We start from the raw sequence: 22,757 nt of genomic DNA, 5'->3' as shown, positions 1-22,757 counted from the left end.
GCCACCCACCCCTCCGCGCCCGCCGGCTCTCGACCCGCCCCCTCCCCACGGCGGACGGGGTGACCCCCTAGAATGCAAGGGATGCCATCGTCCGTCCTGGGAGGATCCGTGAAGTCCCGCCGCCTCATCGCGTCCGTCGTCGTCGGCGCTGCCCTCGTGCTGGGCACGTCCGGCTGCGCCCTGGTCTCCACTCAGGCGACGACGATCCCCTACTCCCCCGCCGACGGCGTGAACGTGCCCGACCGCAGCGGCCCGCTCCAGGTGCGCAACGCCCTGATCGTCGCGAACGACGAGGGCACCGAGGGCAACTTCCTCGCCGCGATCGTCAATGCCACCGATGACGCCGAGACGCTGAACATCTCGTTCGGCGAGGGCGTCGCCGCCGCCACGGTTCGCGTTCCGGCCCGCACTGTGGTCAGCCTCGGCATCGACGGAGAGGAGCCGATCTTCGTCGAGGGCCTCGACAGCAAGCCGGGCTCCGACCTTCCGACGTCGTTCCAGTCGGGCGACGGCGAAACCGTGCTGGCCGACGTGCCGGTGCTCGACGGAACCCTGGACTACCTCACCGAGTACGTGCCGTAGGCCGAGCCCACCGTTTCGTGGGCTCAGCCCTCGAAACGGTAGCCGAGACCGCGCACCGTGACGAGCATCTCCGGCTCCTTCGGGTGCTCCTCGATCCGCGAGCGGATCCGCTTGATGTGCACGTCGAGCGTCTTGGTGTCGCCGAAGTAGTCGCTGCCCCACACCCGGTCGATGAGTTGACCGCGCGTCAGCACCCTCCCCGTGTTGCGCATGAGCACCTCGAGCAGCTCGAATTCCTTGAGCGGCATGCTGATCTCTCTGCCCGCGACCGTGACGGTGTGCCGATCGATGTCGAGCACGACACGACCGCCCTCGAGCACATGCTCCTCGAGGTCGGCTCCCGGCTGGTCGAAACGGCGCAGCACCGCGCGCATCCGCGCGAGCAGCTCGCGCGACGAGTAGGGCTTGGTGACGTAGTCGTCGGCGCCGAGTTCGAGACCCACCACGATGTCCACCTCGGAGTCCTTCGCGGTGAGCATGATGATCGGGACGGCCGACGTGGTGCGCAGCTGGCGGCACACCTCGGTGCCGGGCATGCCGGGCAGCATCAGGTCGAGCAGCACGATGTCGGCACCGCGCTCACGGAACGCGGTCAGTGCCGTCGGTCCGTCTTCGGCGATCTCGACCTCGTACGCCTCGCGACGCAGCAGGTAGGCGAGCGGCTCGGCGAGGTCGGGCTCGTCCTCGACGATGAGTACGCGGGTCATGCGGTCACTCCGTTCTCGGGCGTCGCGGCGGGGGCCGCCGGCGCTGCCGCGGCTGCTGCGGCCTTCTTCTTGCGTCGCTTGGGCTTCTTGGGGACGTCGTCGGGAGGAGCGATCGCGGGCAGTCGGATCGTGAACGTCGACCCCTTGCCCGGGCGCGACCACAACGTCACTTCGCCGCCATGGCGCTGCACGGCGTGCTTGACGATCGACAGTCCGAGACCGGTGCCGCCGGTGCGGCGCGAGCGCGCCTGATCGGCGCGGTAGAAACGTTCGAAGATACGCTCCTGGTCACCCTCGGGAATACCGATGCCGCGGTCGGTCACGGCGATCTCGACGACGCCCTCGCTGAGCTTGACGCCGACACCGACGTTCGAGCCCTCCGGAGAGTAGGCGATCGCGTTCGCGAGCAGGTTGCCGATCGCCTCGCCGAGCACCTGGGCGTCGCCGCGCACGTAAAGGCCCCGCTTGCCGCCGCGCACCATGGTCACGCCCGCCGAGTCGGCCTGGATCGCATGGGCGTCGACCGCCGAGGCGACGATCTCGTCGACGGCGACGTCACGCTCGTCGGTCAGTTCGTCGGCGGCCTGCAGCCGGGACAGGTTCATGATGCGCGATGTCAGCAGGGCGAGCCGGGATGCCTCTGCCGTCAGACGCGAGGAGAAGATGCGCACCTGCTCGGGGTCGTCTGCGGCCGACTCGATGGCCTCGGCGAGGAGTGTCACCGCCCCGACGGGTGTCTTCAGCTCGTGGCTCGTGTTCGCGACGAAGTCGCGGCGCATCTGCTCGACCCGCTCGCGCTCGGTGATGTCGCGCAGCACGACGAGCGTCAGCCGCGGTGAGATGCGTGTCGCGCGCACCGCCACGAGACGCGGTTCGGCGGGCGACGCACCGCGGCGCAGCCGCAGCGTATCGGTCACACCCGCCCCGGTGGTCCGCACCGTGCGCACGATCGCGCGCAGTTCATCCGCGGGGAGGACCTCACCCTCGACGAGATGGAACGGGGTGGCGGCGGCGGACGCAGCCAGCACCGTGGACGAGGTGTCGACCACCACCGCCGCGTCGTCCATGCCGTGGAGGACCTCCCGCACACCGGCGGGCACCACGACGGATGTCTGCTCGCTCGCGCGCTCGCGTGCACGCACAGCGAGGAAGATCACCGCGGTGATCGATCCGGCGATGACGGCGCCGGCCAGCATCCCGAGCAGGGCGGCCTGCGTCGTGTCCATGGCGACCAGCGTACGTGGCGCTGATCGCTGTATCCGTGCGGATCGGGAGGCGCACCGAACCCGGATCGGTACTATTCACCCTCGGGGCACCGTTCGTTAACCTTGGCTGACGACAATCGCGAAGGCGTGCGGGGAGTTCCCGCTGAACCCGGAAAGGTGTCGGAATGCGCGAAGTCTTCCACCAGTCGCTCGAGGACGTCCAGGCGCGCCTGGTCGAGATCGCAGAACTGGTCACAGTTGCAATCGACAAGGCCACGCGCGCGTTCGGAACCAGCGACGTCGCACTGGCCGAAGAGGTCATCGAGGCCGATATCGTCATCGACGACAAGGCGATCGCGCTCGACGAGCTGGCGATCGAGATCCTCGCCCGTCAGCAGCCGGTCGCCCGCGACCTGCGCATCGTCGTCAGCGCCCTGCGCATGAGCGCGTCGCTGGAGCGCATGGGCGACATCGCCGAGCACATCGCCCAGCTCACCCGCATGCGCTTCCCCGAGCGCGCGATCCCGAAGGGCCTGAAGTCCACGTTCACCAAGATGGGCGAACTCGACGTGGAGGTGGCACGCAAGCTCACCGAGCTGCTGCGCACGCAGGACCTCGCGCTGTCCGATGAGATCCGCAACACCGACGACGCCCTCGACGACCTGCACGTCAGCGTGTTCGAGAAGGTGCTCAGCGACAGCTGGCAGGGCGAAGCATCCGCCACCGTCGACGCGACCCTCGCGAGCCGCTACCACGAGCGCTTCGCCGACCACGCCGTCTCTGTGGCCAAGAAGGTCTCGTACCTCGCCACCGGCGACTGGACGACCGAGACCGACGCGATCTCCGTCGTCACCGAGGCCTGAGCCCCCGCGTCGACACGAGAACGGCCCCCGCGATCGCGGGGGCCGTTCTCGTGTCGGTGGAGGGCGTCAGCCCTTGCCCTGCGCCGCGACGGCGGCGGCACCGGCGGCGGCGGCCTCGGGGTCGAGGTACTGTCCCGGACCGAGCGGCATCATGTCCTCGCCGAGCTTGTAGGCCAGCGGGATCCCGGTAGGGATGTTGAGCTCGGCGATCTCGGCGTCGCTGATGCCCTCGAGATGCTTGACGAGGCCGCGCAGCGAGTTTCCGTGCGCGGTGACGAGCACGGTCTTGCCGGTGCGCAGGTCGGGGATGATGTCGCTCTCCCAGTAGGGGAGCATCCGGTCGATGACCAGCTTCAACGACTCGGTGCGTGGCACGTCGCCGTCGATGTCGGCGTAGCGCGGGTCGCCCACCTGGCTGTACTGGTCGTCGTCGGCGAGGTCGGGCGGCGGCACGTCGAACGAGCGGCGCCACAGCATGAACTGCTCCTCGCCGAACTCCTCGAGCGTCTGCGCCTTGTCCTTGCCCTGCAGCGCGCCGTAGTGGCGCTCGTTCAGGCGCCACGAGCGGCGCACCGGAATCCAGAGGCGGTCGGCGGCGTCGAGGGCGATGTCGGCAGTCTGGATCGCGCGGCTCAGCACCGACGTGTGCAGGATGTCGGGCAGCAGGCCGGCCTCGGCCATCAGGGCGCCGCCGCGCGCGGCCTCGCCCTTGCCCTGCTCGGTCAGTCGGACGTCGACCCATCCGGTGAACTGATTGGACTTGTTCCATTCGCTCTGACCGTGACGGAGCAGGATCAGGGTGTAGGGAGCGCTCATGGCGCCATGATACCGAGCCCGCACTGGCATCATGAGGTCATGCCGCCCGGCCCCTCCCCCATCGGACAGGCCACACGTGGGACGACCGGCACGAACCGCCTGCGCCGCGTGGACCGGTGGATCGCGCGGCATCCGGCGCTGCGTCGCGCCGCCGATGCGTATGTGGTCGATCTCGGATTCGGCGCGAGCGCGGTGACGACACTCGAACTCGAGGAGCGGCTGCACCGCGCGCGGGCCGACGTCGACGTCCTCGGCCTCGAGATCGATCCGGACCGGGTCTCGCGAGCGCGCGCCCAGCTGCGCTCCGTCCGCGCCGGGCGCACGCCGTTCCGCGCCGACGCGCGCACGGCATTCGGTCTGGGCGGATTCGAGGTGCCGACACCCGACGATCGCCGCCCGGCGGTGATCCGCGCGATGAACGTGCTGCGTCAATACGACGAGACCGAGGTCGCGTCGGCTTGGTCGTGCATGGCTGCCCGCCTCGCACCCGGCGGCATCCTCGTCGAGGGCACGTGCGACGAGATCGGCCGCGTCGCGACCTGGGTCGAGGTGGGGCCGGATGCCGCACCGCGAGCGCTCACGGTGTCGTTGCGTCTCGCCGAGCTCGACGAGCCCTCGATCGCAGCCGAGCGGCTGCCGAAGGCGCTGATACACCGCAACGTGCCGGGTGAGCGGGTACACGATCTATTCTCTTCGCTCGACCGCGAGTGGGCCCGAGCCGCGGGGATGGCGGCTTTCGGTCCCGCGCAGCGCTGGCGCGCCGCACTCGAGGCCCTCGCCGGGGCCGGGGTGCCCGTGACGGCGCGATCGCGGTGGCGTCTGGGCGAGCTCACCGTTCCGTGGAGCGCTGTCGCGCCACGCTGATCAGATCCGCGGTACCGCCGCGCGTGCGTCGGCGGCGGGCATCCCGGTGGCCGTCAGCAGGTCCACGACGAGCGGCCTCATGGAGGCGACGAGGTTCTGCTCGCCGAGGCTCGCACCCGGCTGCATCGTGCGCGGGTCGAGGTGGGCGGCCACGGCCGCGAGCTGCGCGCGCGCGGCCGGTTCGAGCGAGATGTCGTCCATGCTGTCGCCGACGAGCTCGGCGCCGCGCATCAACTCGGCCAGCACATCGGCCGGCACCGGTCGGGCGGCGCCGTCGTCCGTGAGGTACTGGGCGCGGCGGGCCACGACCCGAAGGTTGCGCGTGGCGAAGTCCATCGCCTGACGCATCCGCTCATGGCGCTCGATCTCGGTGCGTCGACGCTGGAGGAACGGGGAGATGCGCGCGACGGCGAGCCCGGTGTCGAGCGATTCGCGCCAGGCCTCGAGCAGGGGCTGGATGGCTCGCGCCTTCTCGAGGGCCCGCGCCGCGCGCACGCGGTCGCCGCGTCGCAGCGCCTGCACGATCGCGGCCGCCGCCGACTGGGTCGCTGCGAACACGGCGCGTCCGTCGCGGCGCGCCGCCCGCAGCGGATCGCGCGGGATCAGCGCGGTGACCAGCAGTGCGGCCACGCCGCCGACGACCCCATCGACCAGCCGCAGGAACGGGGCGCCGGCGGGGATCACCATCACGATGAGCGACTGGATCGCGGCGGCGATCGCGAAGCCGGCCTGCGCAGAGAGGAAGCGCGCGACAACCAGAGTGATCGCGAGACCGAGCCCCAACTGCCACCAGCCACTTCCGGCGACGAGCAGCAGCAGTTCCGCCACCACGATGCCCAGCAGCATTCCGAGCACGGTCTCGAGCACGCGCCGCGGGCGGGCGTCGCGCACGAGTCCGAGGCTCGAGACCGTGACGGTGGCGGCCAGCAGCGGTGCGGGGTGGCCGAGCACGTACACCGCGAACGCATAGGCGCCCGTGGCCGCGACGACGATCTGCACGATCGCGTTCGTCGAGTCGCGCAAGCGCACCAGCGACGGCCGCGGGTCGATCCGTGCGCGCCACCCGGTTCGCACCACCGAGGTGGTGGTCGGCGCGTCGTCCATGCTCAGGTCGCCCGCGGGCGGCGCGAGAGTCGCGACATGCGCGGCACACCCGCGGTGGCACCTGCTTCGGGCGGGACGATGACCTCCTGCGCTGCGGCGACCGGTCCGGCCTCGGTCGCGACGGTCACCTCACCCTCGACAGGCGCGCCGCGCCGCACCAGTGCGAGCGCGATCGGCCCGTCCTCGTAGTGAAGGGCAGTCGACGTCACCGACCCGACCACGGTCTCGCCGGCGCGCACCTCGGCACCGCGGACGGGCAGCACGCTCTCGCTGCCGTCGAGATGCAGCGCGATCAGCCGTCGTGGCGGATGACCGAGGTTGTGCACCTTCGCGACGGTCTCCTGGCCGCGATAGCAGCCCTTGCTCAGGTGCACGGCGGTGCGCAGCCAGTCGGCCTCGTGTGGGATCGCGCGGTCATCGACCTCGGTCGACCACCGCGGCCGCCATGCGGCCACACGCAGGGCGTCGGCGGCATCCACCCCCGCGAGGGCGAGACCCGATGCCTGCGCGGCGACAAGGCGATCGAGTTCGACGAGCTCGACGACGGCTTCAGCCCACGCACGGTCCGAGCCGGGGTGCCCCTCGATGGGGCCGTATGCGTGGCCTCCTGCGGTGACGGACGGCCACGGATCGACCCACAGCGGCGCCGCGGCGCCGACGACGGCGAGCGCATCGGGCGTGCCGCCCACGACCACGAGATCGTCGCGCACGGCGACGTCGACCCGCAGCCGGAAGCGCATCTTCGTGAGCCAGCCTGCGAGCGGCTCGACATCGTCGCGGTCGACGATCAGCCACGTCGTCGTCCCGTCGTCGACGACGGAGGCCGCATGTTCGATGCGACCCTGGGGGTCCAGGACCAGAAGCTCGGTGCCGACGTCGGGCGGCAGCGCGGCCAGCGCCTGCGAGGTGAGCGAGTCGAGCCACGACAGGCGGTCGTCGCCGGTGACGGTCACGACACCGCGGTCACCGAGCACGGCGATCGCCGTGCCCGCGGCGAGCGCGCGCTGCTCGACGAGCGGGTTGCCGGCATGGCGCAGCACCCCGTCCTCGATCACCGCGCCGTCGATGCCGACGAGCGACCGCGCGCTCACTCGGCCCTCGCCAGTCGGGCCGAGGCGTGCGAGCCGAGCTCGCTCCCGAGCGCCGCGATGTCCCACGCCCACAGCAGGTGACCGTCGACGAGTCCATACATGCGCGTCGCAGCGGTGTAGGGCTTCGCGCCGGCGGTGCGCACGACGGCGTCGGTGGCGATGTCGATCCGAGGACCCCGGATCTGACCGAGGTACAGCTCGCTCACGCCGTCGGCATGGACGATCGACACCTCGATGTCGAATCCGCCCTCGGCGTTGCGCATCTCCTCGACGTCGTCGGCGGTGCGCGCAGATCCGTCGACGGCCGCGGGCAGCAGTCCCGGACCGGCGTCGGCATCGCCGGCGGGCCGCGAGAGCCGCCAGTAGCCGACTTCCGAGACGAGCCGGGCACCCGGCCCCTCGGTGCCGTTGAGCCAGGCATCCGCCGAGTAATTGAGATACCCGCCGCCGTCGTGACTGAAGCTCACGCGGTGGGTGAACTCACCGGCGAAGACGCGGTCGGGTGTCTCGTAGTCGATGACCCCGGTGCCCTCCCACACGCCGACGAGCCACGAGAGGGGCGCGAGATCGGCGGGGAGGTCGGTCGGCAGATCGAACACGACGCCGCCTGTCAGCGCTGGCCGCGGTACAGGTTCCAGACCACGACGCCGGAGACGAACAGGATCGCCAGGAACGCGAGTCCGAGCAGGCCCACGAAGAACAGTTCGAGTGCGACGAGTTCCATGGAGACCACTCTAGCCGGGAACCACCGCGGCGAGCCCGTATCCGAGGCTGATGACGCCCATCACGAACAGCGCACCGAGGACGCTGGCGGCCATGCGACCGATGAAACCCTGCGATCTGCCGTACGCGAGCTGGATCGCCAGGGCGAGCACGAGGCATCCGCCCAGTGCCACCGAGAGCCACGCCGGACGGGCATCGGGCTGCACGAACAGGCCGACGGCGACGCCCGCCAGCGCGGCGACCACCCACACGGCCACGACACCGCCCGCGGTGCGTCGGGGTGCCAGTTCGGGGGTCGCCATGCCTCCATCATCCCCCAACCGCGGTCACCGCGCACGACGACCCGCATTGCGGCACGCCCTACACTTATGGGCACGGCGCGCCGCACCCGCGCCGGGAGGGCCCTGTTTTGGCACAGCTTCTCGTATTGAGCTCCGCGCAAGGAGGCGGTCCCGCCCTGCCTGCTCTGGAGCTGCTGAGCCACCGCGTACGGCAGATCCCCGCCGAGCCGGCCCAGTTGGTGAACGCGCCCAGCGCCGAGGTCATCTTCGTGGATGCCCGCGTCGACCTGGTGGGCGCGAAGTCGTTGTGCAAGATCCTGAACACCACCGGACTCGACGCGCCGCTGATCCTCATCGTCACCGAGGGCGGTCTGACGGCCGTCTCGACCGATTGGGGGATCGACGACGTCATCCTGGTCAGCGCGGGGCCGGCCGAGGTGGACGCACGCGTGCGGCTCGCGATCGGCCGGATGGCCAAGGAGCAGGTCTCCACCCGCATCCAGACCTCGGGCATCACGATCGACGAGTCGTCGTACTCGGCCAAGGTGCACGGCAAGCCGCTCGACCTGACGTACAAGGAGTTCCAGCTCCTGCACTTCTTCGCCACCCACCCCTCGCGCGTGTTCACGCGCGAGCAGCTGCTCAGCGAAGTGTGGGGATACGACTACTTCGGCGGCACGCGCACCGTCGACGTGCATGTGCGGCGGCTGCGGGCGAAGCTCGGCGACCTCGAGCAGCTGATCGGCACCGTGCGCAACGTCGGGTACCGCTTCAACGTGTACGACGACGATCAGCTGCCGGCGCCCAAGGAGCGCACCGACGCCTGAGACGTCGAGTTCACGCGCGCGTCACCTCATCCTGCAATGATGTGGGGATGATCGAACAGGACGTGCTCGATGCTGGCCTCGGCGACGCCGACGACGACGACTTCGACATGCAGGAGACGGTCGACTCGGAGTTGCCCGAGCACCGGTACCTGGACCGCGAGCTGAGCTGGCTCGCCTTCAACCAGCGCGTGCTCGAGCTCGCGGAGGACCCGCACCTGCCGGCACTGGAGCGTGCGAACTTCCTGGCGATCTTCGCGAGCAACCTCGACGAGTTCTTCATGGTGCGCGTCGCCGGTCTCAAGCGCCGCATCGTCACGGGTCTGGCCGTGCCGACCAACGTCGGCCGCTCCCCCGCCGAGGTGCTCGCCGACATCTCGGCGGAAGCCCACAGACTGCAGCTGCGTCACGCCGAGACGTGGACCGCCATGGTGCAGCCCCAGCTGGCCGAGGCGGGCATCCACGTGGTCGATTACGACGTGCTCAGCGAAGCGGACCGCGACGCGCTCTACGAGTACTTCCAGACGCAGGTGTTCCCGGTGCTCATGCCGCTCGCGGTCGATCCCGCACACCCGTTCCCCTACATCTCGGGCCTGTCGCTCAACCTCGCGATCCGCATCCGCAACGCCCGCACGGGCCGACAGGAGTTCGCGCGACTCAAGGTCCCACCGATGCTCCCCCGCTTCGTCGAAGTCCCCTCCGACGGCGAGTCCGTTCGGTACCTCCCCCTCGAAGACCTCATCTCCAACCACCTCGACGACCTTTTCCCGGGCATGGAGGTGCTCGACCACCACGCCTTCCGCCTCACCCGAAACGAAGACGTCGTCATCGAAGAGGACGAGACCGAGAACCTCATCCAGGCGCTCGAGGCCGAGCTGCTGCGCCGGCGGTTCGGTCCGCCCATCCGCCTCGAGATCACCGAGGACATGGACGAGGTCACCATGTCGCTGCTCGTGAAGGAACTCGACATCACCGAGCAGGAGGTCTACCGACTGCCCGGCACCCTCGATCTGCGCGGACTCTTCGACCTCGCGCGCATCGACCGCCCCGATCTGCACTACAAACCGCACCTGCCGACGACGGCCACCGCCTTCCAGCCGGGCGACAACAACGAGCGACCCGACATCTTCGCGTCGATCCGCAAGGCCGACGTCCTGGTGCACCATCCCTACGAGTCCTTCGCGACGAGCGTGCAGGCGTTCCTCGAGCAGGCTGCGAAGGACCCGCACGTGCTCGCCATCAAGCAGACGCTGTACCGCACATCCGGCGACAGCCCGATCGTGCAGGCGCTGATCGATGCCGCCGAGGCCGGCAAGCAGGTGCTCGCGCTCGTCGAGGTGAAGGCGCGGTTCGACGAGGCGAACAACATCGTGTGGGCGCGCAAGCTCGAGAAGGCGGGCGTGCACGTGGTGTACGGCCTGGTCGGCCTCAAGACCCACTGCAAGCTGGTCAACGTGATCCGCGAGGAGAACGGCGTGCTGCGCAGCTACAGCCACATCGGCACCGGCAACTACAACCCCAAGACGAGCCGCATCTACGAGGACTTCGGCCTGTTCACCGTCGACGATCAGGTCGGCCGCGACCTCACCCGTCTGTTCAACGAGCTCAGCGGCTACGCGATCGAGAAGAAGTTCAAGCGCCTCCTCGTCGCCCCGCTGCACCTGCGCAAGGGGCTGCTGCGGCTGATCGACAAGGAGCGCCGCAACGCCGAGAACGGCAAGCCTGCGCGCATCCGCATCAAGGTCAACTCCATCGTCGACGAGCAGATCATCGATGCGCTCTACCGCGCCAGCCAATCGGGTGTGCAGGTCGAGGTGTGGGTGCGAGGCATCTGCTCCCTCAAGCCCGGTGTCGAGGGGATGAGCGAGAACATCACCGTCCGCAGCATCCTGGGCCGCTACCTCGAACATTCGCGCATCTTCTCGTTCCACAACGACGGCGATCCGCAGGTCTACATCGGCAGCGCCGACATGATGCACCGCAACCTCGACCGCCGTGTCGAGGCGCTGGTGCGCGTGACCGCACCGAACCATCTCAAGGAGATGGAGAGCCTGTTCGACCAGGCGATGAGCGACGGCACCAGTTCGTGGCACCTCGGCCCCGACGGGCTGTGGGAGCGCCACATGGTCGACGCCGAGGGCCGGCCGCTCATCGACCTTCAGGACAAGCGGATGTCGACCGTCCAGCGGCGGCGCCGCGCCCGGGCGGTGCGATGAGCGAAACGGCCGTCTACGCGGCCGGCGGCGTGCTCTGGCGTCTCGTCGAGGGCAAGCTGCACGTGCTGCTCATCCACCGCACCCGCTACCGCGATGTCACGCTGCCCAAGGGCAAGGTCGATCCCGGCGAGACCCTCGCCGAAACGGCCGTGCGCGAGATCTACGAAGAGACCGGCATCCGGGTGGCCCTCGGCGTGCCGGTCGGCGTCTCGCGCTACACACTGCCCAGCAAGCGCACGAAGATCGTTCACTACTGGGCCACCGAGGCCACCGAGGAGGCGATCCGGGCGTCGGCCTTCGTGCCCAACGGCGAGATCGCCGCGATCGAGTGGGTGCCCGTCGCCAAGGCGGTCAAGCGCCTCAGCTACCCCGTCGACGTCGAGATCCTCGAGCACTTCCTGCGACTGGTCGACGAGGGCGTGCTGCGCACGTTCCCGATCATCGCGCTCCGGCACGCGAAGGCGGTCGACCGCGAGCAGTGGAACAGCGCCGACACCGAGCGCCCCCTCACCGCGCGCGGCAAGAGGCAGGCGAAGGCGCTCGTCGGTCCGCTCGTCGCGTTCGGCACGCGGCGCATCGTCTCCAGCCCGGCGGCGCGGTGCGTCAAGACGGTCGCGCCCCTCGCCAAGGCGCTCGATCGCAAAGTCACGCGTTCGACGCTCATCTCACAGGACGCCTGGGAAGAGGGCGCGTCCGATGCGCGCACGGTGATCGGTCAGCGCGTTCGCTCCGGCAAGGCCGCTGTGCTGTGCAGCCACGGTCCGGTGCTGCCCGAGATCCTGACGGAACTCGCGCTGGCCACGGGCACGCTGCGCGGCTCCTACCTCGGCAGCGCGTCGGCGCTCGAGACCGCGGAGTTCTCTGTGGCGCATCTGTCGGCCGACAACCCGGGCTCGGGGATCGTCGCGATCGAGACGCACGCGACCAAGCTCTGAGAGCGATCCCAACCCGCGCCTTCCGTTCACCTCCCGTTCACTATTCGAGCGCAGTCTCTTAAGAGTCGCTGTCTACGTTCAGTGCGAACCCCGCACCGGGTTCCTTGTCCATGACAACCCGAAGGACTCACACAGTGAAGATCTCCCGTATCGCCCAGGCCGGCGCGCTCGCCGCCGTCGCAGCCCTCACGCTCGCCGCCTGCTCCGCTCCGAACGAGGGCGGCGGCACGACCGACGAGCCCGTCGACTCGTCGCTGTCCGGCACGCTCGACGCGACCGGCGCGTCGTCGCAGGCCGCAGGCCAGGAGGCCTGGGTCGCCGGCTTCCAGAGCGCCAACCCCGACGTCACGATCAACTACGAGCCCACCGGCTCGGGCACCGGCCGCGAGAACTTCATCGCCGGCGCCAGCAACTTCATCGGCTCGGACCGCGCGTTCAACGAGGAGGAGCTCGCGGGCTCCTTCGGCGCGTGCGCCGAGGACGGCGCCGCCGGCATCGTCCAGCTGCCGCTGTACATCTCGCCGATCGCGGTCGCCTTCAATCTCGAGGGCATCGACTCGCTGAACATGTCCGCCGACACGATCGCGGGCATCTTCGCCGAGGAGATCACCAACTGGAACGACGAGGCGATCGCGGCGGACAACCCCGACGTCGAGCTTCCCGACCTCGCCATCTCGCCGGTGCACCGCGCCGATGACTCGGGCACCACCGACACGTTCACGCTGTACCTCGCCGAGGCCGCTCCCGACGTGTGGTCGTTCGAGCCCGACGGCGTGTGGCCGCTCCAGAGCGGCGAGTCGGCCCAGGGCACCTCGGGTGTCGTCGACGCGACCCGCAACGGCAACGGCACGATCGTCTACGCCGACGCCTCCCAGGTCGAGGGTCTGGGCACCGTGTCGGTCAAGGTCGGCGAGGAGTTCGTCCCCTACTCGGCCGAGGCCGCAGCGATGATCATCGACTCGTCGCCGTTCCTGTACGACCCCGCGTCGGGTGACCTGTCGCTCGAGGTCGACTACACGACCACCGAGGCGGGCGTGTACCCGATCGCGCTGGTGAGCTACCTCATCGCGTGCAAGGAGTACGAAGACGCGAACACCGCCGAGCTCGTGTCGGCCTACTTCACCTACATGGCCAGCCCCGAGGGTCAGGATGCCTCGGCGGCGAACGCCGGATCCGCACCGATCTCGGACAGCCTGCGCACCCAGGTGGACGAGGCGATCGCGCTCATCGGCTGAAACTGAACACTGACTGACTCGCCCTGCCCGGCGCTTCCATCGCATCGGGCAGGGCGGGTTCAGCGAAGAGGCCGGCCACGCCGGAATCTTCGCTGAGCCGAACGGTCTCACACGAAGGGCATACGGATGGCGACCACGAGCACCGAACCCGATCGGGGCACCCTCCCGGTCGGGGAAGACAAGCCGAAGAAGCTGAAGGGGCACCGCCGAGCAGGCGATGTCGGGTTCTCGGGCACCGCGCTCGGTGCCGGCATCACCATCCTCGTGATCCTCGTCGCCGTTTCGGTGTTCCTCTTCGCAGAGAGCCTCCCCGCGTTCACGGGCGATCCCGCCGAGAATCCGATTCTGGGCGGCACGTCCTTCGTCGAGTACGTGTGGCCGTTGATCTTCGGCACGATCTGGTCGTCGATCCTCGCACTCATCATGGCCACGCCACTGGCGGTCGGCATCGCCATCTTCATCTCGCACTATGCACCGCGGCGCGCCGCCGCGGTGCTCGGCTACATCATCGACCTGCTGGCGGCCGTACCCTCGGTGGTCTTCGGACTGTGGGGCGGCATCGTGCTCGCGGGAATGGTGCAGCCGTTCTACGTCTGGCTCAATGAGAACCTCGGCTGGATCCCGCTGTTCGGCGGGCAGGTGTCGGCCACCGGCCGCACGATCCTCACCGCCGCCATCGTGCTCGCGGTGATGATCCTGCCCATCATGACCGCCATCTCTCGCGAGGTCTTCCTGCAGACGCCGGTGCTGCACGAGGAGGCAGCCCTCGCCCTCGGCGCGACGCGCTGGGAGATGATCAAGATGGCCGTGTTCCCCTTCGCCCGAGGCGGCATGGTGTCGGCGGCGATGCTCGGTCTGGGCCGCGCGCTCGGCGAGACCATGGCCGTGACGATGGTGCTGTCGGTCTCGGGAGCGGTCACCTTCGAGCTGCTCACCGCGACCAACCCGACCACGATCCCCGCGAACATCGCGCTGCGCTTCCCCGAGGCGTACGGCGACGGCGTCAGCGTGCTGATCGCCACCGGTCTGGTGCTGTTCGTCCTCACCTTCGGGGTGAATGCCCTCGCCCGCTGGATCGTCTCGCGACGCGCCGAGTTCTCTGGAGCCAACTGACATGTCCTCCTCAACGCTCACCGCCGCCCCGCCGTCGGCCTCGCTGACGGCAGGCCGTCTGCCCAAGTGGGCCCCGTGGGTGATCCTGATCGGCGCGTTCGTCGTCGTCGCGATCATCTTCGGCGTGCTCAACCTCGGGCAGCCGCTCGAGAACTTCAACATCGCCGCCACCGTGTTCCTCGGCGCCCTCGCGTACGCCGCGATCATCTACGTCGTCTCACGCATCGTCGAGGGCCCTCGCAAAGGCACCGACCGATTCGTCACCGCGATCGTGTCCGCGGCGTTCGTCCTGGCGCTGCTGCCACTCATCTCGCTGCTGTGGACCGTGCTGGTCAACGGCATCGCCCGCTTCGACATCGAGTTCTTCACGTACACGATGCGCAACGTCGTCGGCGAGGGCGGCGGCGCCTATCACGCCATCGTCGGCACGCTCATGATCACGCTCGCCGCGACGATCATCTCGGTGCCGATCGGCCTCATGACCTCGATCTACCTCGTCGAGTACGGCGCCGGCAAGGCTCTCGCGCGCTCGATCACGTTCTTCGTCGACGTCATGACCGGCATCCCCTCGATCGTCGCGGGTCTGTTCGCCTACGCGCTGTTCGTCGTCTTCTTCGGGCCGGGCATCTCGATGGGAATCATGGGCGCCGTGGCGTTGAGCGTGCTGATGATCCCGGTCGTCGTCCGCTCGTCGGAGGAGATGCTGCGCCTGGTTCCGAACGAGCTGCGCGAGGCTTCGTACGCACTCGGTGTGCCGAAGTGGCTCACGATCGTCAAGGTCGTGCTGCCCACCGCCATCGCGGGGATCACCACCGGCGTCATGCTGGCCGTCGCCCGTGTCATCGGCGAGACCGCACCCCTGCTGCTGACGGCGGGCTTCACCGCCAGCCTGAACTGGAACCTGTTCAACGGCAACATGATGACCCTGCCGGTCTTCGTCTACAACCAGTACGCGAGCCAGGGCACGAGCCCCGAAGAGTCGCTCGCACGCGCGTGGGCCGGCGCCCTCGTGCTCATCCTCATCGTCATGGTGCTGAACCTCGGCGCGCGCGCCGTCGCGAAGTACTTCGCCCCCAAGACCGGTCGCTGACCCGACAGCCAGAAGAAAGAACAACGTGTCCAAGAGCATCGAAGTCAACAACCTCAACGTCTACTACGGCGACTTCCTCGCCGTGGAGGGGGTCTCGCTCGACATCGCACCTCGGTCGGTGACGGCGTTCATCGGTCCGTCCGGCTGCGGCAAGTCGACCTTCCTTCGCACCTTGAACCGCATGCACGAGGTGATTCCCGGGGCCCGCGTCGAGGGCGAAGTGCTGCTCGACGGCGACGACCTCTACGGGGCCGGCGTCGACCCCGTGCTGGTGCGGCGTCAGGTCGGCATGGTGTTCCAGCGCCCCAACCCGTTCCCGACGATGTCGATTCGCGACAACGTGCTGGCGGGGGTCAAGCTCAACAACAAGCGCATCTCGAAGTCCGACGCCGACGCGCTCGTGGAGAACTCGCTCAAGGGTGCGAATCTGTGGAACGAGGTCAAAGACCGCCTCGACAAGCCCGGCTCGGGCCTGTCGGGCGGCCAGCAGCAGCGTCTGTGCATCGCCCGCGCGATCGCCGTCTCGCCCGACGTCATCCTCATGGACGAGCCCTGCTCGGCACTCGACCCGATCTCGACCTACGCGATCGAGGAACTGATCGGCGAACTGAAGAACGACTACACCGTCGTCATCGTGACGCACAACATGCAGCAGGCCTCGCGCGTGAGCGACAAGACCGCGTTCTTCAACATCGCGGGCACCGGCAAGCCCGGAAAGCTCATCGAGTACGACGACACCACCGCGATCTTCACGACGCCGTCGGTGCAGGCGACCGAGGACTACGTCTCGGGCCGATTCGGCTGAGCCGGGTCGATCCGTTCAGTCGCGCGGGCTGAGGAGGTACTCGTTGATCGAGGCCGTCAGCTCCGCGTCGATGTCATAGGTCACCGCGTCGACCGCCCGTATGGGCGCGGCCAGTCGAATGCTGGAGAGCAGCCATCCGGCGTCCGCCTCAGCGAGGCGCGACACGGGCATCGTCTCGTAGCCGGTCTCGTGCCCGAGAGCTTCGAGGCGCTCGAAGAGGCTGAGCTGGGTCGTGCCGTGCAGGATGCCGCCGGTCGGCGCCGGCGTGAGGAAGCGTCCGCCCACGCGCAGCACCAGCGACGCCGTCGGCGCCTCGAGCACGAAGCCGTCGGCCGATACGAACAGCGCGTCATCGGCACCCCTGCGCCGAGCCTCGCGGATCGCCGCCATGTTGACGGCGTACGAGAGCGTCTTGGCGCCGAGCAGCAGCCACGGCGCGCGCGAGGGCACGTCCATCGCATAGCCGCGATCGAGGGTCGCCAGGCTCACCCCGTCGCGTCGCGCCCTGCTGTTGTCGGGCGCTTCGGCCGCCGTCGCCCATGCCGTCGGCGCGGGCCCGTGCTCGACACCTCGGCTGAGGATGAGTTTGACGACCCCCTCCCCCGCGGGCGGGCAGCGCAGGGCGACTTCGTCGACAGCCTCACGCCACTGGCGGAGGTTCGGGACGGGCAGATCGCACAACGCGGCCGAGTGCGCGAGGCGCTCGAGGTGCGCGCCGACCTCCTGCGGGTGACGGTCGACCACGCCGATGGATTCGAAGATCCCGTCACCGCGCTGCGTGCTCAACTCGCCGACGCTCAGCGCCGGCTCGGACGGGTCGATCGGTGTGAAGGTATCGCGATATCCGCCGCGCTCATCGTCGGCGGCGACGGGGTCGATCACGAGGGCGAAGCGCCAGGTCATGGTCTGAGCCTAGGCGGTGGGAATGCGCACCGTCGCGCCGCCGTTACACTGGAACGGCCGGGCCGCAGTAACCCCGGGCTCCATCTTCTGCCGCTGCGAGCGGCCTCGCGCCGAGAGGCGTTCTGCGGCCCGGCACTTCACACGGCACGGGTCACGGCCGCGCAGCGAGTTACGTGAGCGCTTCTCGCCGCCACAGGCCCGCGCAGGCCGCGAGATCGGCCGCGTAGTCCGACAGCCGCAACGCGCGCGTGGTGAGCGCGGACGAGCGCTCCGGCTCGGTCGGTTCGTAGTCGTCGGCAAGATGCGTGGCGCCGGACGCCTGCACTCGGCAGAATGCCGCCGCTCGGTCCAGCGCCACGGCGAAGTCGCCCTCGAACAGACCGCGCAGGATCGTGTCCACGAGCTGCACGAGCTCGTCCGGACCCGCAGGGTTCGGTGCGCCCGCCACCACATCGTCCGACGAGGCCAGCTCGACGCGACCGCGGTCGTAGAGCAGAGCCGCGGTGCGAGGGTCGTCGTGGATCATGAGCTGCACGAGGTACAGGCGCCACATCGCGCCGGGCAGCGAACGTGCCGGCGACCGCGACCACAGCTCGGCGATGTCGTCGATGCCGTGGCTGTCGGTGAACGCGACCAGGCGGTCGACGACGGCGCCGTCGGGATCGGCGCGCACACGCGACAGCAGGGCCTGCGCCGTCGAGTGCGCGACACGCGACACTTCGGCGGGGTCCTCGGTCGCGAACCGGCGGTCGAACAGTTCGGCAGGCCGACGCACCGGCTTGTGGAACTCTCGGGGGCTGTCGCTCACCCGGTCCAGGCTACCCGGCCCATCGGGGCGTGCGGCCGTCCACGGTGCGCACATGCCGTGCCCTCACGCCTGGTCGATGCGCACCATGTTGCCGGCGGGGTCGCGGAACGCGCAGTCGCGCGCTCCCCAGGGCTGATCGATGGGCTCCTGGAGCACTTCCGCACCCGATGCGCGCAGCCGCTCGAAGGTGGCATCCAGATCGTCGCTGCGGAACACGAACGGACCGGGGAGCACACCCTTGGCGAGCAGACGGTGCAGCGTCTCGCTGTCTTCGGGCGATCGTCCGGCGCCCGGTGCCGACAGCACGATCTCGAGGTCCGGCTGACCGGGGAAGCCGAGCGTCACCCACCGGAAGCCCTCGTTGGCGACGTCGCCGCGCGATTCCAGTCCGAGTCCGTCGCGATAGAAGGCGACGGCCGCGTCGACGTCGTCAACCGTGATGGGGCAGTAGCGCAGGGCGATCTTCGTCATGTGCGACACGCTACGCTCGTGCGGACACCGCGTCTTCTCCGATCCTGCTCGGAACCGGAGGCGCGTAGCGGGTCGGCCGGGTGAGCACCTTCGCGATGCACGGCGGCATCGCCTCCGCAGCCGAGTGCGGGCGGAGGCGGTACGCGCTCGGGCTCTCGCCGACGAGCCGGCGAAAGGCCGAACTGAACGAGCCGAGCGACGTCGCTCCGACGGCAGTGCAGGCATCCGTCACCGTCGATCCGGCGCGCAGGAGTGCCATGGCCCGCTCGACGCGCCGGGTCACGAGGTACGCGTAGGGGGTCTCGCCGTACGCGACCTTGAACTCGCGCGAGAAGTGCGCGGGCGACATGAGGGCCCGAGCGGCCATCGTGGGCACGTCGAGGGGTTCGGCGTAGTCGCGGTCCATCAGATCGCGCGCTCGTCGCAGGTGGGCGAGCGTCTGGGGCGACTGCGGCGATGGGGACACGTGAACACGGTAGCGGCGCATCAGGTCGCAGATGTCAAGCCCTGCGGTCGACGTCGATGCCGGAGGTATCGTCGGCCACGTGACCGACCTGTGCATGTCCGGCGAGATCTCGACCGGCCAGGTGCTCGCGGGGCGCTACCGCCTCGACGAGCGCATCGGCGCGGGCGGAATGGCCGAGGTGTTCCGCGCGCAGGATGCGGCGCTGCAGCGCACCGTCGCGATCAAGGTGCTGCGCGCCACCGTCGACGGACTCGGCACGGTCGAGCGTGCACGCTCCGAGACGACGCTGCTGGCCGCGCTGAACCACCACGGCCTCGTGACACTCCACGACGCGTACGTCGCCGCCGACGAGCCGAGCTATCTCGTGATGGAGTTCGTCGACGGCATCACGCTGCGCGTGCTGATGGACCGCGGACCGCTCGGCTCGGCCGAAGCCGCCGCCATCGCACGTGACGTCGCCGAAGCCCTCCACGTCGCCCACACTGCGGGGGTCGTGCACCGCGACATCAAGCCCGCCAATATCCTGCTGACGCCCTCGCCGCTGCCCCACGAACGTTGGCGACCCAAGGTGGCCGATTTCGGCATCGCGCATCTGCTCGACTCCACCCGCGCGACCAGCCCGGGGATCGGCCTGGGCACGGCGGCCTACGTCGCCCCCGAGCAGGCCCAGGGCGCGACCCCCGCACCGGCCGCGGATGTCTACGCGCTGGGCATCGTGCTGATCGAGGCCCTGTCGGGAACACGACCGTTCGCCGAGGCGGAGGGCATCGGCACCGTCATCGCCCGTATGTCGCGACCGCCCGAGATCCCGGACACCCTCGATCCGCGTTGGCAGGACGTGCTCCGCCGCATGACCGCGATCGCACCCGAGGCCCGTCCCACGGCACTCGAGGTGGCGGTCGCGGCGGCGGGCCTGGCCTCCGCGTCCGCGCCCGAGGCGGCTCCGACGGCGATCACGGCCATCGCGCCGGCTGCCGCGCACAACGCCACCGAGTCCACGGCCGTGCTGCCGCCGATGCCGCCGCTGCCCGCACCTGGTACGAGCGCGGGCGCGCCGCGGCATCGCCGCCGCGCACCGCGGCGCCGCCGCGCGCTGTGGGCCGGCGCGGGTGCGGCCGTCGCGGCCTCGGGCGCCGCGATCCTCATCGCGCTCGGAATCGGGGCGGGCGATGCGCCCTCGTCGCTACCGACCGAACGGGTCGTCGAGCAGACGACCGTCCCGGCGGAGCCCACCCCGTCGCCGAATTCGACGACGACAGCCGACTCGGACCCCGGCCCTCAACCCGCGGCGGTCGTCGGCGCCGGCAACAGCGGCAGCGGCTCCGCCGACTCGGAACCGGGAAACGGCAACGGCGGCGGAAGCGACAACTCGGGCCCCGGCAACAACAACAGCGGCGGGAACGGGAACGGCAAGGGCAACGGGAACGGGAACGGGAACGGGAACGGGAGCGGGAGCGGGAACGGGAACGGCTGAGCCGCTCACGCCGCCGTGGGGATCACAACGATCGGATCGCTCGTAGGGGCCCCCGTCGGCGAGCCGCCCGCCGGCTCGACGGTGACCGCGATCACATCACCGGGCTCGACGGGCCCGTCCAGCAGCGCGGTCGTGGAGTCGCCGGTCGCGGCTTCGAAGAGCCCGGCGGACACCGGAGCATCTGCTCGCACGAACCAGATCTCGTAGGTCTCGCCCTCGTCCACAGCGGGCAGCGCGCTGGTGGTGATCACGGCTTTGCCGAGCGACTCGGACCAGTACGCGGTGACCGTGCCGCCATCGGCGAGTTCGCCGGTCGACTCCTGCGCATCGGGGGCGGCTTCGATCTCGGAGAGCGCGACGACCGCGGCGGGCCGGTTCACGTAGTCGTTGATCGCCACCGCGCCGTAGCCGAGCGCGACGAGCAGGACGAGGGATGCCGCCAGCGCGAGCAGCCCGCGCGTCCAGTTCCGCCGCTCCACCGTCTGGATCGTGTTGGTCGTCGGGGCCGGCTCGACGTACTCGGGCCGGGAAGGCGGCTGCTCCTCGGGAGCGGCGTCGGCGGCGGCATCCGCGGCGATCTTCGCGAGCAGGGTCGACCGCAGTGTCAGCGGCGAGGGCACCTCGGCGATGCCGTCGGCCAGCGACGCGGCCGTGGCGGCATCCCTCGTGACGTGGTGCTCCCACTCGGGATGCTCGGCGCGAGCCGCCTCGAAGGCGGCGAGGTCCTCGGGCGACAGCGCGTGCAGCGCGTACCCTGCCGAGAGCTCTGCGAACTGCTCTTCGTTCATGCCGTCACCCCCATCTGCGTGCGAAGTCGGGAAAGTCCATCCCGCATCCTCGTCTTGATCGTCCCCAGCGGCGCTCCCACCAGCGCCGCGATCTCGCTCTGACTGTAACCGCCGTAGTAGGCCAGCGTGAGGGCTTCGCGCTGCGGGTCGGGCAGGGTCGCCAGTGCCGTCGCCACCCGCTCACCCTCGATGCGCAACTCCACCTGCTCGGCGACGCCGTCGGGGCCGGCGCCGAGCTCGCGGACCCCGGCCCTCACGTCACGATCGGTGCTCGCTTGCGAGGCGCGCACACGGTCGACCGCCCGGCGATGCGCGATCGTGAGGATCCAGGATCTGCCTTGCCCTCTGTTCGGAGCGAACCGCGAAGCGGATTGCCACACTTCGAGGAAGACCTCCTGCAGCACCTCTTCACTCTGCGACCGATCGACGAGCACCCGCAGGATCAGACCGAAGACGCGTGCCGACAGCATGTCGTAGACGCGCGCGAAAGCCGTCTGGTCGCCGTCGGCGACGCGGCGCAGCAATTCACCCACGCGGTCGACGGAAGGCGCGCCGTCATCGGGCACGTCCACACCGTCGATGACCATTCCCCCATCATTCCCTACTCGCGCGCGCGATCCGCTGCGCGATCCAATCCGATCGCGCCGCACCTCCGAATCCCCCATGACTCCGCACACGGCGGACCCACACGAGGAGGACTCATGTCACGCATCACACGCAAGCGGCTCTCTGTCGGCGCTCTGGCTCTGGCGGCGGTCTTCACGCTCTCGGCCTGTTCGATGGGCGCCACCGGCTCCGCCGAGGCCGAGCCCGAAGAGACGATGGCCCCCGCCGAGACCGAGGAGCCCATGGAGATGGACCCGATGGCCGGCCTGGTCGGCCCCGGCTGCGAGGAGTACGCCGCGGCGGTCCCCGACGGCGCCGGCTCGATCGAGGGCATGTCCGCCGACCCGGTCGCAGTCGCCGCATCCAACAACCCGCTGCTCACCACGCTCGTCTCGGCCGTGAGCGGCGAACTCAATCCCGACGTCGACCTCGTCGACACGCTCAACGGCGGCGAGTTCACCGTGTTCGCGCCGACGGACGACGCGTTCGCCGCGGTCGATCCCGCCGTCATCGACTCACTCAAGACAGACAGCGAGACGCTGACCGCGATCCTCACGTACCACGTGATCCCGGGTCAGATCTCGCCCGACGACATCGCGGGCACCCACACCACCGTGCAGGGCGCCGACCTCGAGGTCACGGGTTCGGGCGAGATGTGGATGGTCAACGAGGCCGGCATTGTCTGCGGCGGCGTCCAGACCGCCAACGCCACGGTCTACCTCATCGACGGTGTGCTGCTGCCTCCGGCGGAGTGACAGACGGGTCCGGCCGAACGGGGGTCTCGGCC

At 69.7% G+C, this 22,757-nt stretch carries 25 protein-coding genes; 12 read left to right on the top strand and 13 right to left on the bottom strand.

The window, feature by feature from the left end; translation table 11 throughout:
* Positions 1 to 81: 81 nt before the first annotated feature.
* On the top strand, positions 82 to 582 hold the full coding sequence (locus tag ABD663_RS15340; RefSeq protein ID WP_344740071.1) for a DNA modification methylase: 501 nt from the start codon (positions 82 to 84) through the stop codon (positions 580 to 582).
* Positions 583 to 605: 23 nt separating this feature from the next.
* On the opposite strand, the gene ABD663_RS15335 is transcribed toward ABD663_RS15340, so the two are convergent.
* Positions 606 to 1,289, bottom strand: a complete 684-nt coding sequence (locus ABD663_RS15335; RefSeq protein ID WP_344740069.1) for a response regulator — start codon at positions 1,287 to 1,289, stop codon at positions 606 to 608.
* A complete protein-coding gene (locus ABD663_RS15330; protein ID WP_344740067.1) occupies positions 1,286 to 2,515 on the bottom strand; it encodes a sensor histidine kinase in 1,230 nt (409 codons plus the stop codon). Before ABD663_RS15330 ends, ABD663_RS15335 begins: the two co-directional genes overlap by 4 nt.
* Positions 2,516 to 2,679: 164 nt before the next feature.
* On the opposite strand from ABD663_RS15330, the gene phoU reads away from it, so the two are divergent.
* Positions 2,680 to 3,357, top strand: a complete 678-nt coding sequence (gene phoU / locus ABD663_RS15325; protein ID WP_344740065.1) for a phosphate signaling complex protein PhoU — start codon at positions 2,680 to 2,682, stop codon at positions 3,355 to 3,357.
* A gap of 66 nt (positions 3,358 to 3,423) precedes the next feature.
* On the opposite strand, the gene ABD663_RS15320 is transcribed toward phoU, so the two are convergent.
* Positions 3,424 to 4,173, bottom strand: a complete 750-nt coding sequence (locus ABD663_RS15320; RefSeq protein ID WP_344740063.1) for a phosphoglyceromutase — start codon at positions 4,171 to 4,173, stop codon at positions 3,424 to 3,426.
* A gap of 39 nt (positions 4,174 to 4,212) precedes the next feature.
* On the opposite strand from ABD663_RS15320, the gene ABD663_RS15315 reads away from it, so the two are divergent.
* Positions 4,213 to 5,037 carry a class I SAM-dependent methyltransferase gene (locus ABD663_RS15315; protein ID WP_344740060.1) on the top strand — a complete coding sequence of 275 codons (825 nt, stop codon included), beginning with the start codon at positions 4,213 to 4,215 and terminating at the stop codon, positions 5,035 to 5,037.
* Here the strand turns inward: ABD663_RS15315 and ABD663_RS15310 are convergent, their stop codons facing one another.
* The 4 genes from ABD663_RS15310 to ABD663_RS15295 form a co-directional block, all read right to left on the bottom strand.
* Positions 5,038 to 6,141, bottom strand: coding sequence for an FUSC family protein (locus ABD663_RS15310; RefSeq protein WP_344740058.1), 1,104 nt, complete (start codon positions 6,139 to 6,141; stop codon positions 5,038 to 5,040).
* A 2-nt stretch (positions 6,142 to 6,143) separates the two neighbouring features.
* A complete protein-coding gene (ygfZ, locus tag ABD663_RS15305; protein WP_344740056.1) occupies positions 6,144 to 7,232 on the bottom strand; it encodes a CAF17-like 4Fe-4S cluster assembly/insertion protein YgfZ in 1,089 nt (362 codons plus the stop codon).
* Positions 7,229 to 7,831, bottom strand: a complete 603-nt coding sequence (locus tag ABD663_RS15300; RefSeq protein ID WP_344740054.1) for a nitrobindin family protein — start codon at positions 7,829 to 7,831, stop codon at positions 7,229 to 7,231. The genes ygfZ and ABD663_RS15300 overlap by 4 nt, the downstream gene beginning before the upstream one ends.
* A 135-nt stretch (positions 7,832 to 7,966) precedes the next feature.
* Positions 7,967 to 8,257 (bottom strand): hypothetical protein, encoded by a 291-nt coding sequence (locus ABD663_RS15295; RefSeq protein WP_344740052.1) that lies wholly within the window; start codon positions 8,255 to 8,257, stop codon positions 7,967 to 7,969.
* A gap of 107 nt (positions 8,258 to 8,364) precedes the next feature.
* Here ABD663_RS15295 and ABD663_RS15290 point away from each other — a divergent pair, with 107 nt between their 5' ends.
* The 7 genes from ABD663_RS15290 to pstB all read left to right on the top strand — a co-directional run bounded on the left by ABD663_RS15290 (position 8,365) and on the right by pstB (position 16,454).
* Complete coding sequence (locus ABD663_RS15290; RefSeq protein WP_344740050.1) at positions 8,365 to 9,063, top strand: response regulator transcription factor; 699 nt, start codon at positions 8,365 to 8,367, stop codon at positions 9,061 to 9,063.
* Positions 9,064 to 9,110: 47 nt separating this feature from the next.
* Positions 9,111 to 11,276: an RNA degradosome polyphosphate kinase gene (locus ABD663_RS15285; RefSeq protein WP_344740048.1), complete on the top strand. Its 2,166-nt coding sequence runs from the start codon at positions 9,111 to 9,113 to the stop codon at positions 11,274 to 11,276.
* A complete protein-coding gene (locus ABD663_RS15280) occupies positions 11,273 to 12,211 on the top strand; it encodes an NUDIX hydrolase (RefSeq protein ID WP_344740046.1) in 939 nt (312 codons plus the stop codon). The genes ABD663_RS15285 and ABD663_RS15280 overlap by 4 nt, the downstream gene beginning before the upstream one ends.
* Before the next feature lie 134 nt (positions 12,212 to 12,345).
* Positions 12,346 to 13,446 (top strand): phosphate ABC transporter substrate-binding protein PstS, encoded by a 1,101-nt coding sequence (locus tag ABD663_RS15275; protein ID WP_344740044.1) that lies wholly within the window; start codon positions 12,346 to 12,348, stop codon positions 13,444 to 13,446.
* A 126-nt stretch (positions 13,447 to 13,572) separates the two neighbouring features.
* Entirely contained in the window at positions 13,573 to 14,559 is a 987-nt protein-coding gene (pstC, locus tag ABD663_RS15270) for a phosphate ABC transporter permease subunit PstC (RefSeq protein WP_344740042.1), read from the top strand.
* A 1-nt stretch (position 14,560) separates the two neighbouring features.
* Entirely contained in the window at positions 14,561 to 15,649 is a 1,089-nt protein-coding gene (gene pstA, locus ABD663_RS15265) for a phosphate ABC transporter permease PstA (protein WP_344740040.1), read from the top strand.
* A 25-nt stretch (positions 15,650 to 15,674) separates the two neighbouring features.
* Positions 15,675 to 16,454, top strand: a complete 780-nt coding sequence (gene pstB, locus ABD663_RS15260) for a phosphate ABC transporter ATP-binding protein PstB (RefSeq protein ID WP_344740038.1) — start codon at positions 15,675 to 15,677, stop codon at positions 16,452 to 16,454.
* Between the two features lie 15 nt (positions 16,455 to 16,469).
* Here the strand turns inward: pstB and ABD663_RS15255 are convergent, their stop codons facing one another.
* The 4 genes from ABD663_RS15255 to ABD663_RS15240 all read right to left on the bottom strand — a co-directional run bounded on the left by ABD663_RS15255 (position 16,470) and on the right by ABD663_RS15240 (position 19,042).
* Positions 16,470 to 17,357: an aminotransferase class IV gene (locus ABD663_RS15255; protein WP_344740036.1), complete on the bottom strand. Its 888-nt coding sequence runs from the start codon at positions 17,355 to 17,357 to the stop codon at positions 16,470 to 16,472.
* A 169-nt stretch (positions 17,358 to 17,526) separates the two neighbouring features.
* Entirely contained in the window at positions 17,527 to 18,165 is a 639-nt protein-coding gene (locus tag ABD663_RS15250) for a DNA-directed RNA polymerase subunit beta (protein ID WP_344740034.1), read from the bottom strand.
* 63 nt (positions 18,166 to 18,228) lie between these two features.
* On the bottom strand, positions 18,229 to 18,636 hold the full coding sequence (locus tag ABD663_RS15245; protein ID WP_344740032.1) for a VOC family protein: 408 nt from the start codon (positions 18,634 to 18,636) through the stop codon (positions 18,229 to 18,231).
* A gap of 10 nt (positions 18,637 to 18,646) precedes the next feature.
* Positions 18,647 to 19,042 (bottom strand): helix-turn-helix transcriptional regulator, encoded by a 396-nt coding sequence (locus ABD663_RS15240; RefSeq protein WP_344740272.1) that lies wholly within the window; start codon positions 19,040 to 19,042, stop codon positions 18,647 to 18,649.
* Positions 19,043 to 19,181: 139 nt separating this feature from the next.
* Between ABD663_RS15240 and ABD663_RS15235 the strand changes: the two genes are divergently transcribed.
* Positions 19,182 to 20,576, top strand: coding sequence for a serine/threonine-protein kinase (locus tag ABD663_RS15235; protein WP_344740030.1), 1,395 nt, complete (start codon positions 19,182 to 19,184; stop codon positions 20,574 to 20,576).
* 5 nt (positions 20,577 to 20,581) lie between these two features.
* Here the strand turns inward: ABD663_RS15235 and ABD663_RS15230 are convergent, their stop codons facing one another.
* Both ABD663_RS15230 and sigK read right to left on the bottom strand, forming a co-directional pair.
* Positions 20,582 to 21,364, bottom strand: a complete 783-nt coding sequence (locus ABD663_RS15230; RefSeq protein WP_344740028.1) for an anti-sigma factor — start codon at positions 21,362 to 21,364, stop codon at positions 20,582 to 20,584.
* Positions 21,361 to 21,951, bottom strand: coding sequence for an ECF RNA polymerase sigma factor SigK (gene sigK / locus ABD663_RS15225; protein WP_344740026.1), 591 nt, complete (start codon positions 21,949 to 21,951; stop codon positions 21,361 to 21,363). The genes ABD663_RS15230 and sigK overlap by 4 nt, the downstream gene beginning before the upstream one ends.
* 114 nt (positions 21,952 to 22,065) lie before the next feature.
* Here sigK and ABD663_RS15220 point away from each other — a divergent pair, with 114 nt between their 5' ends.
* On the top strand, positions 22,066 to 22,725 hold the full coding sequence (locus ABD663_RS15220; RefSeq protein ID WP_344740024.1) for a fasciclin domain-containing protein: 660 nt from the start codon (positions 22,066 to 22,068) through the stop codon (positions 22,723 to 22,725).
* Positions 22,726 to 22,757: the final 32 nt, after the last annotated feature.

This window comes from Microbacterium awajiense (assembly GCF_039536545.1).
GTDB classification, from domain to species: Bacteria; Actinomycetota; Actinomycetes; order Actinomycetales; family Microbacteriaceae; genus Microbacterium; species Microbacterium awajiense.
The sequence above is the reverse complement of the archived record's forward strand: the minus strand, read 5'-3'. Positions and strand labels throughout refer to the sequence as shown.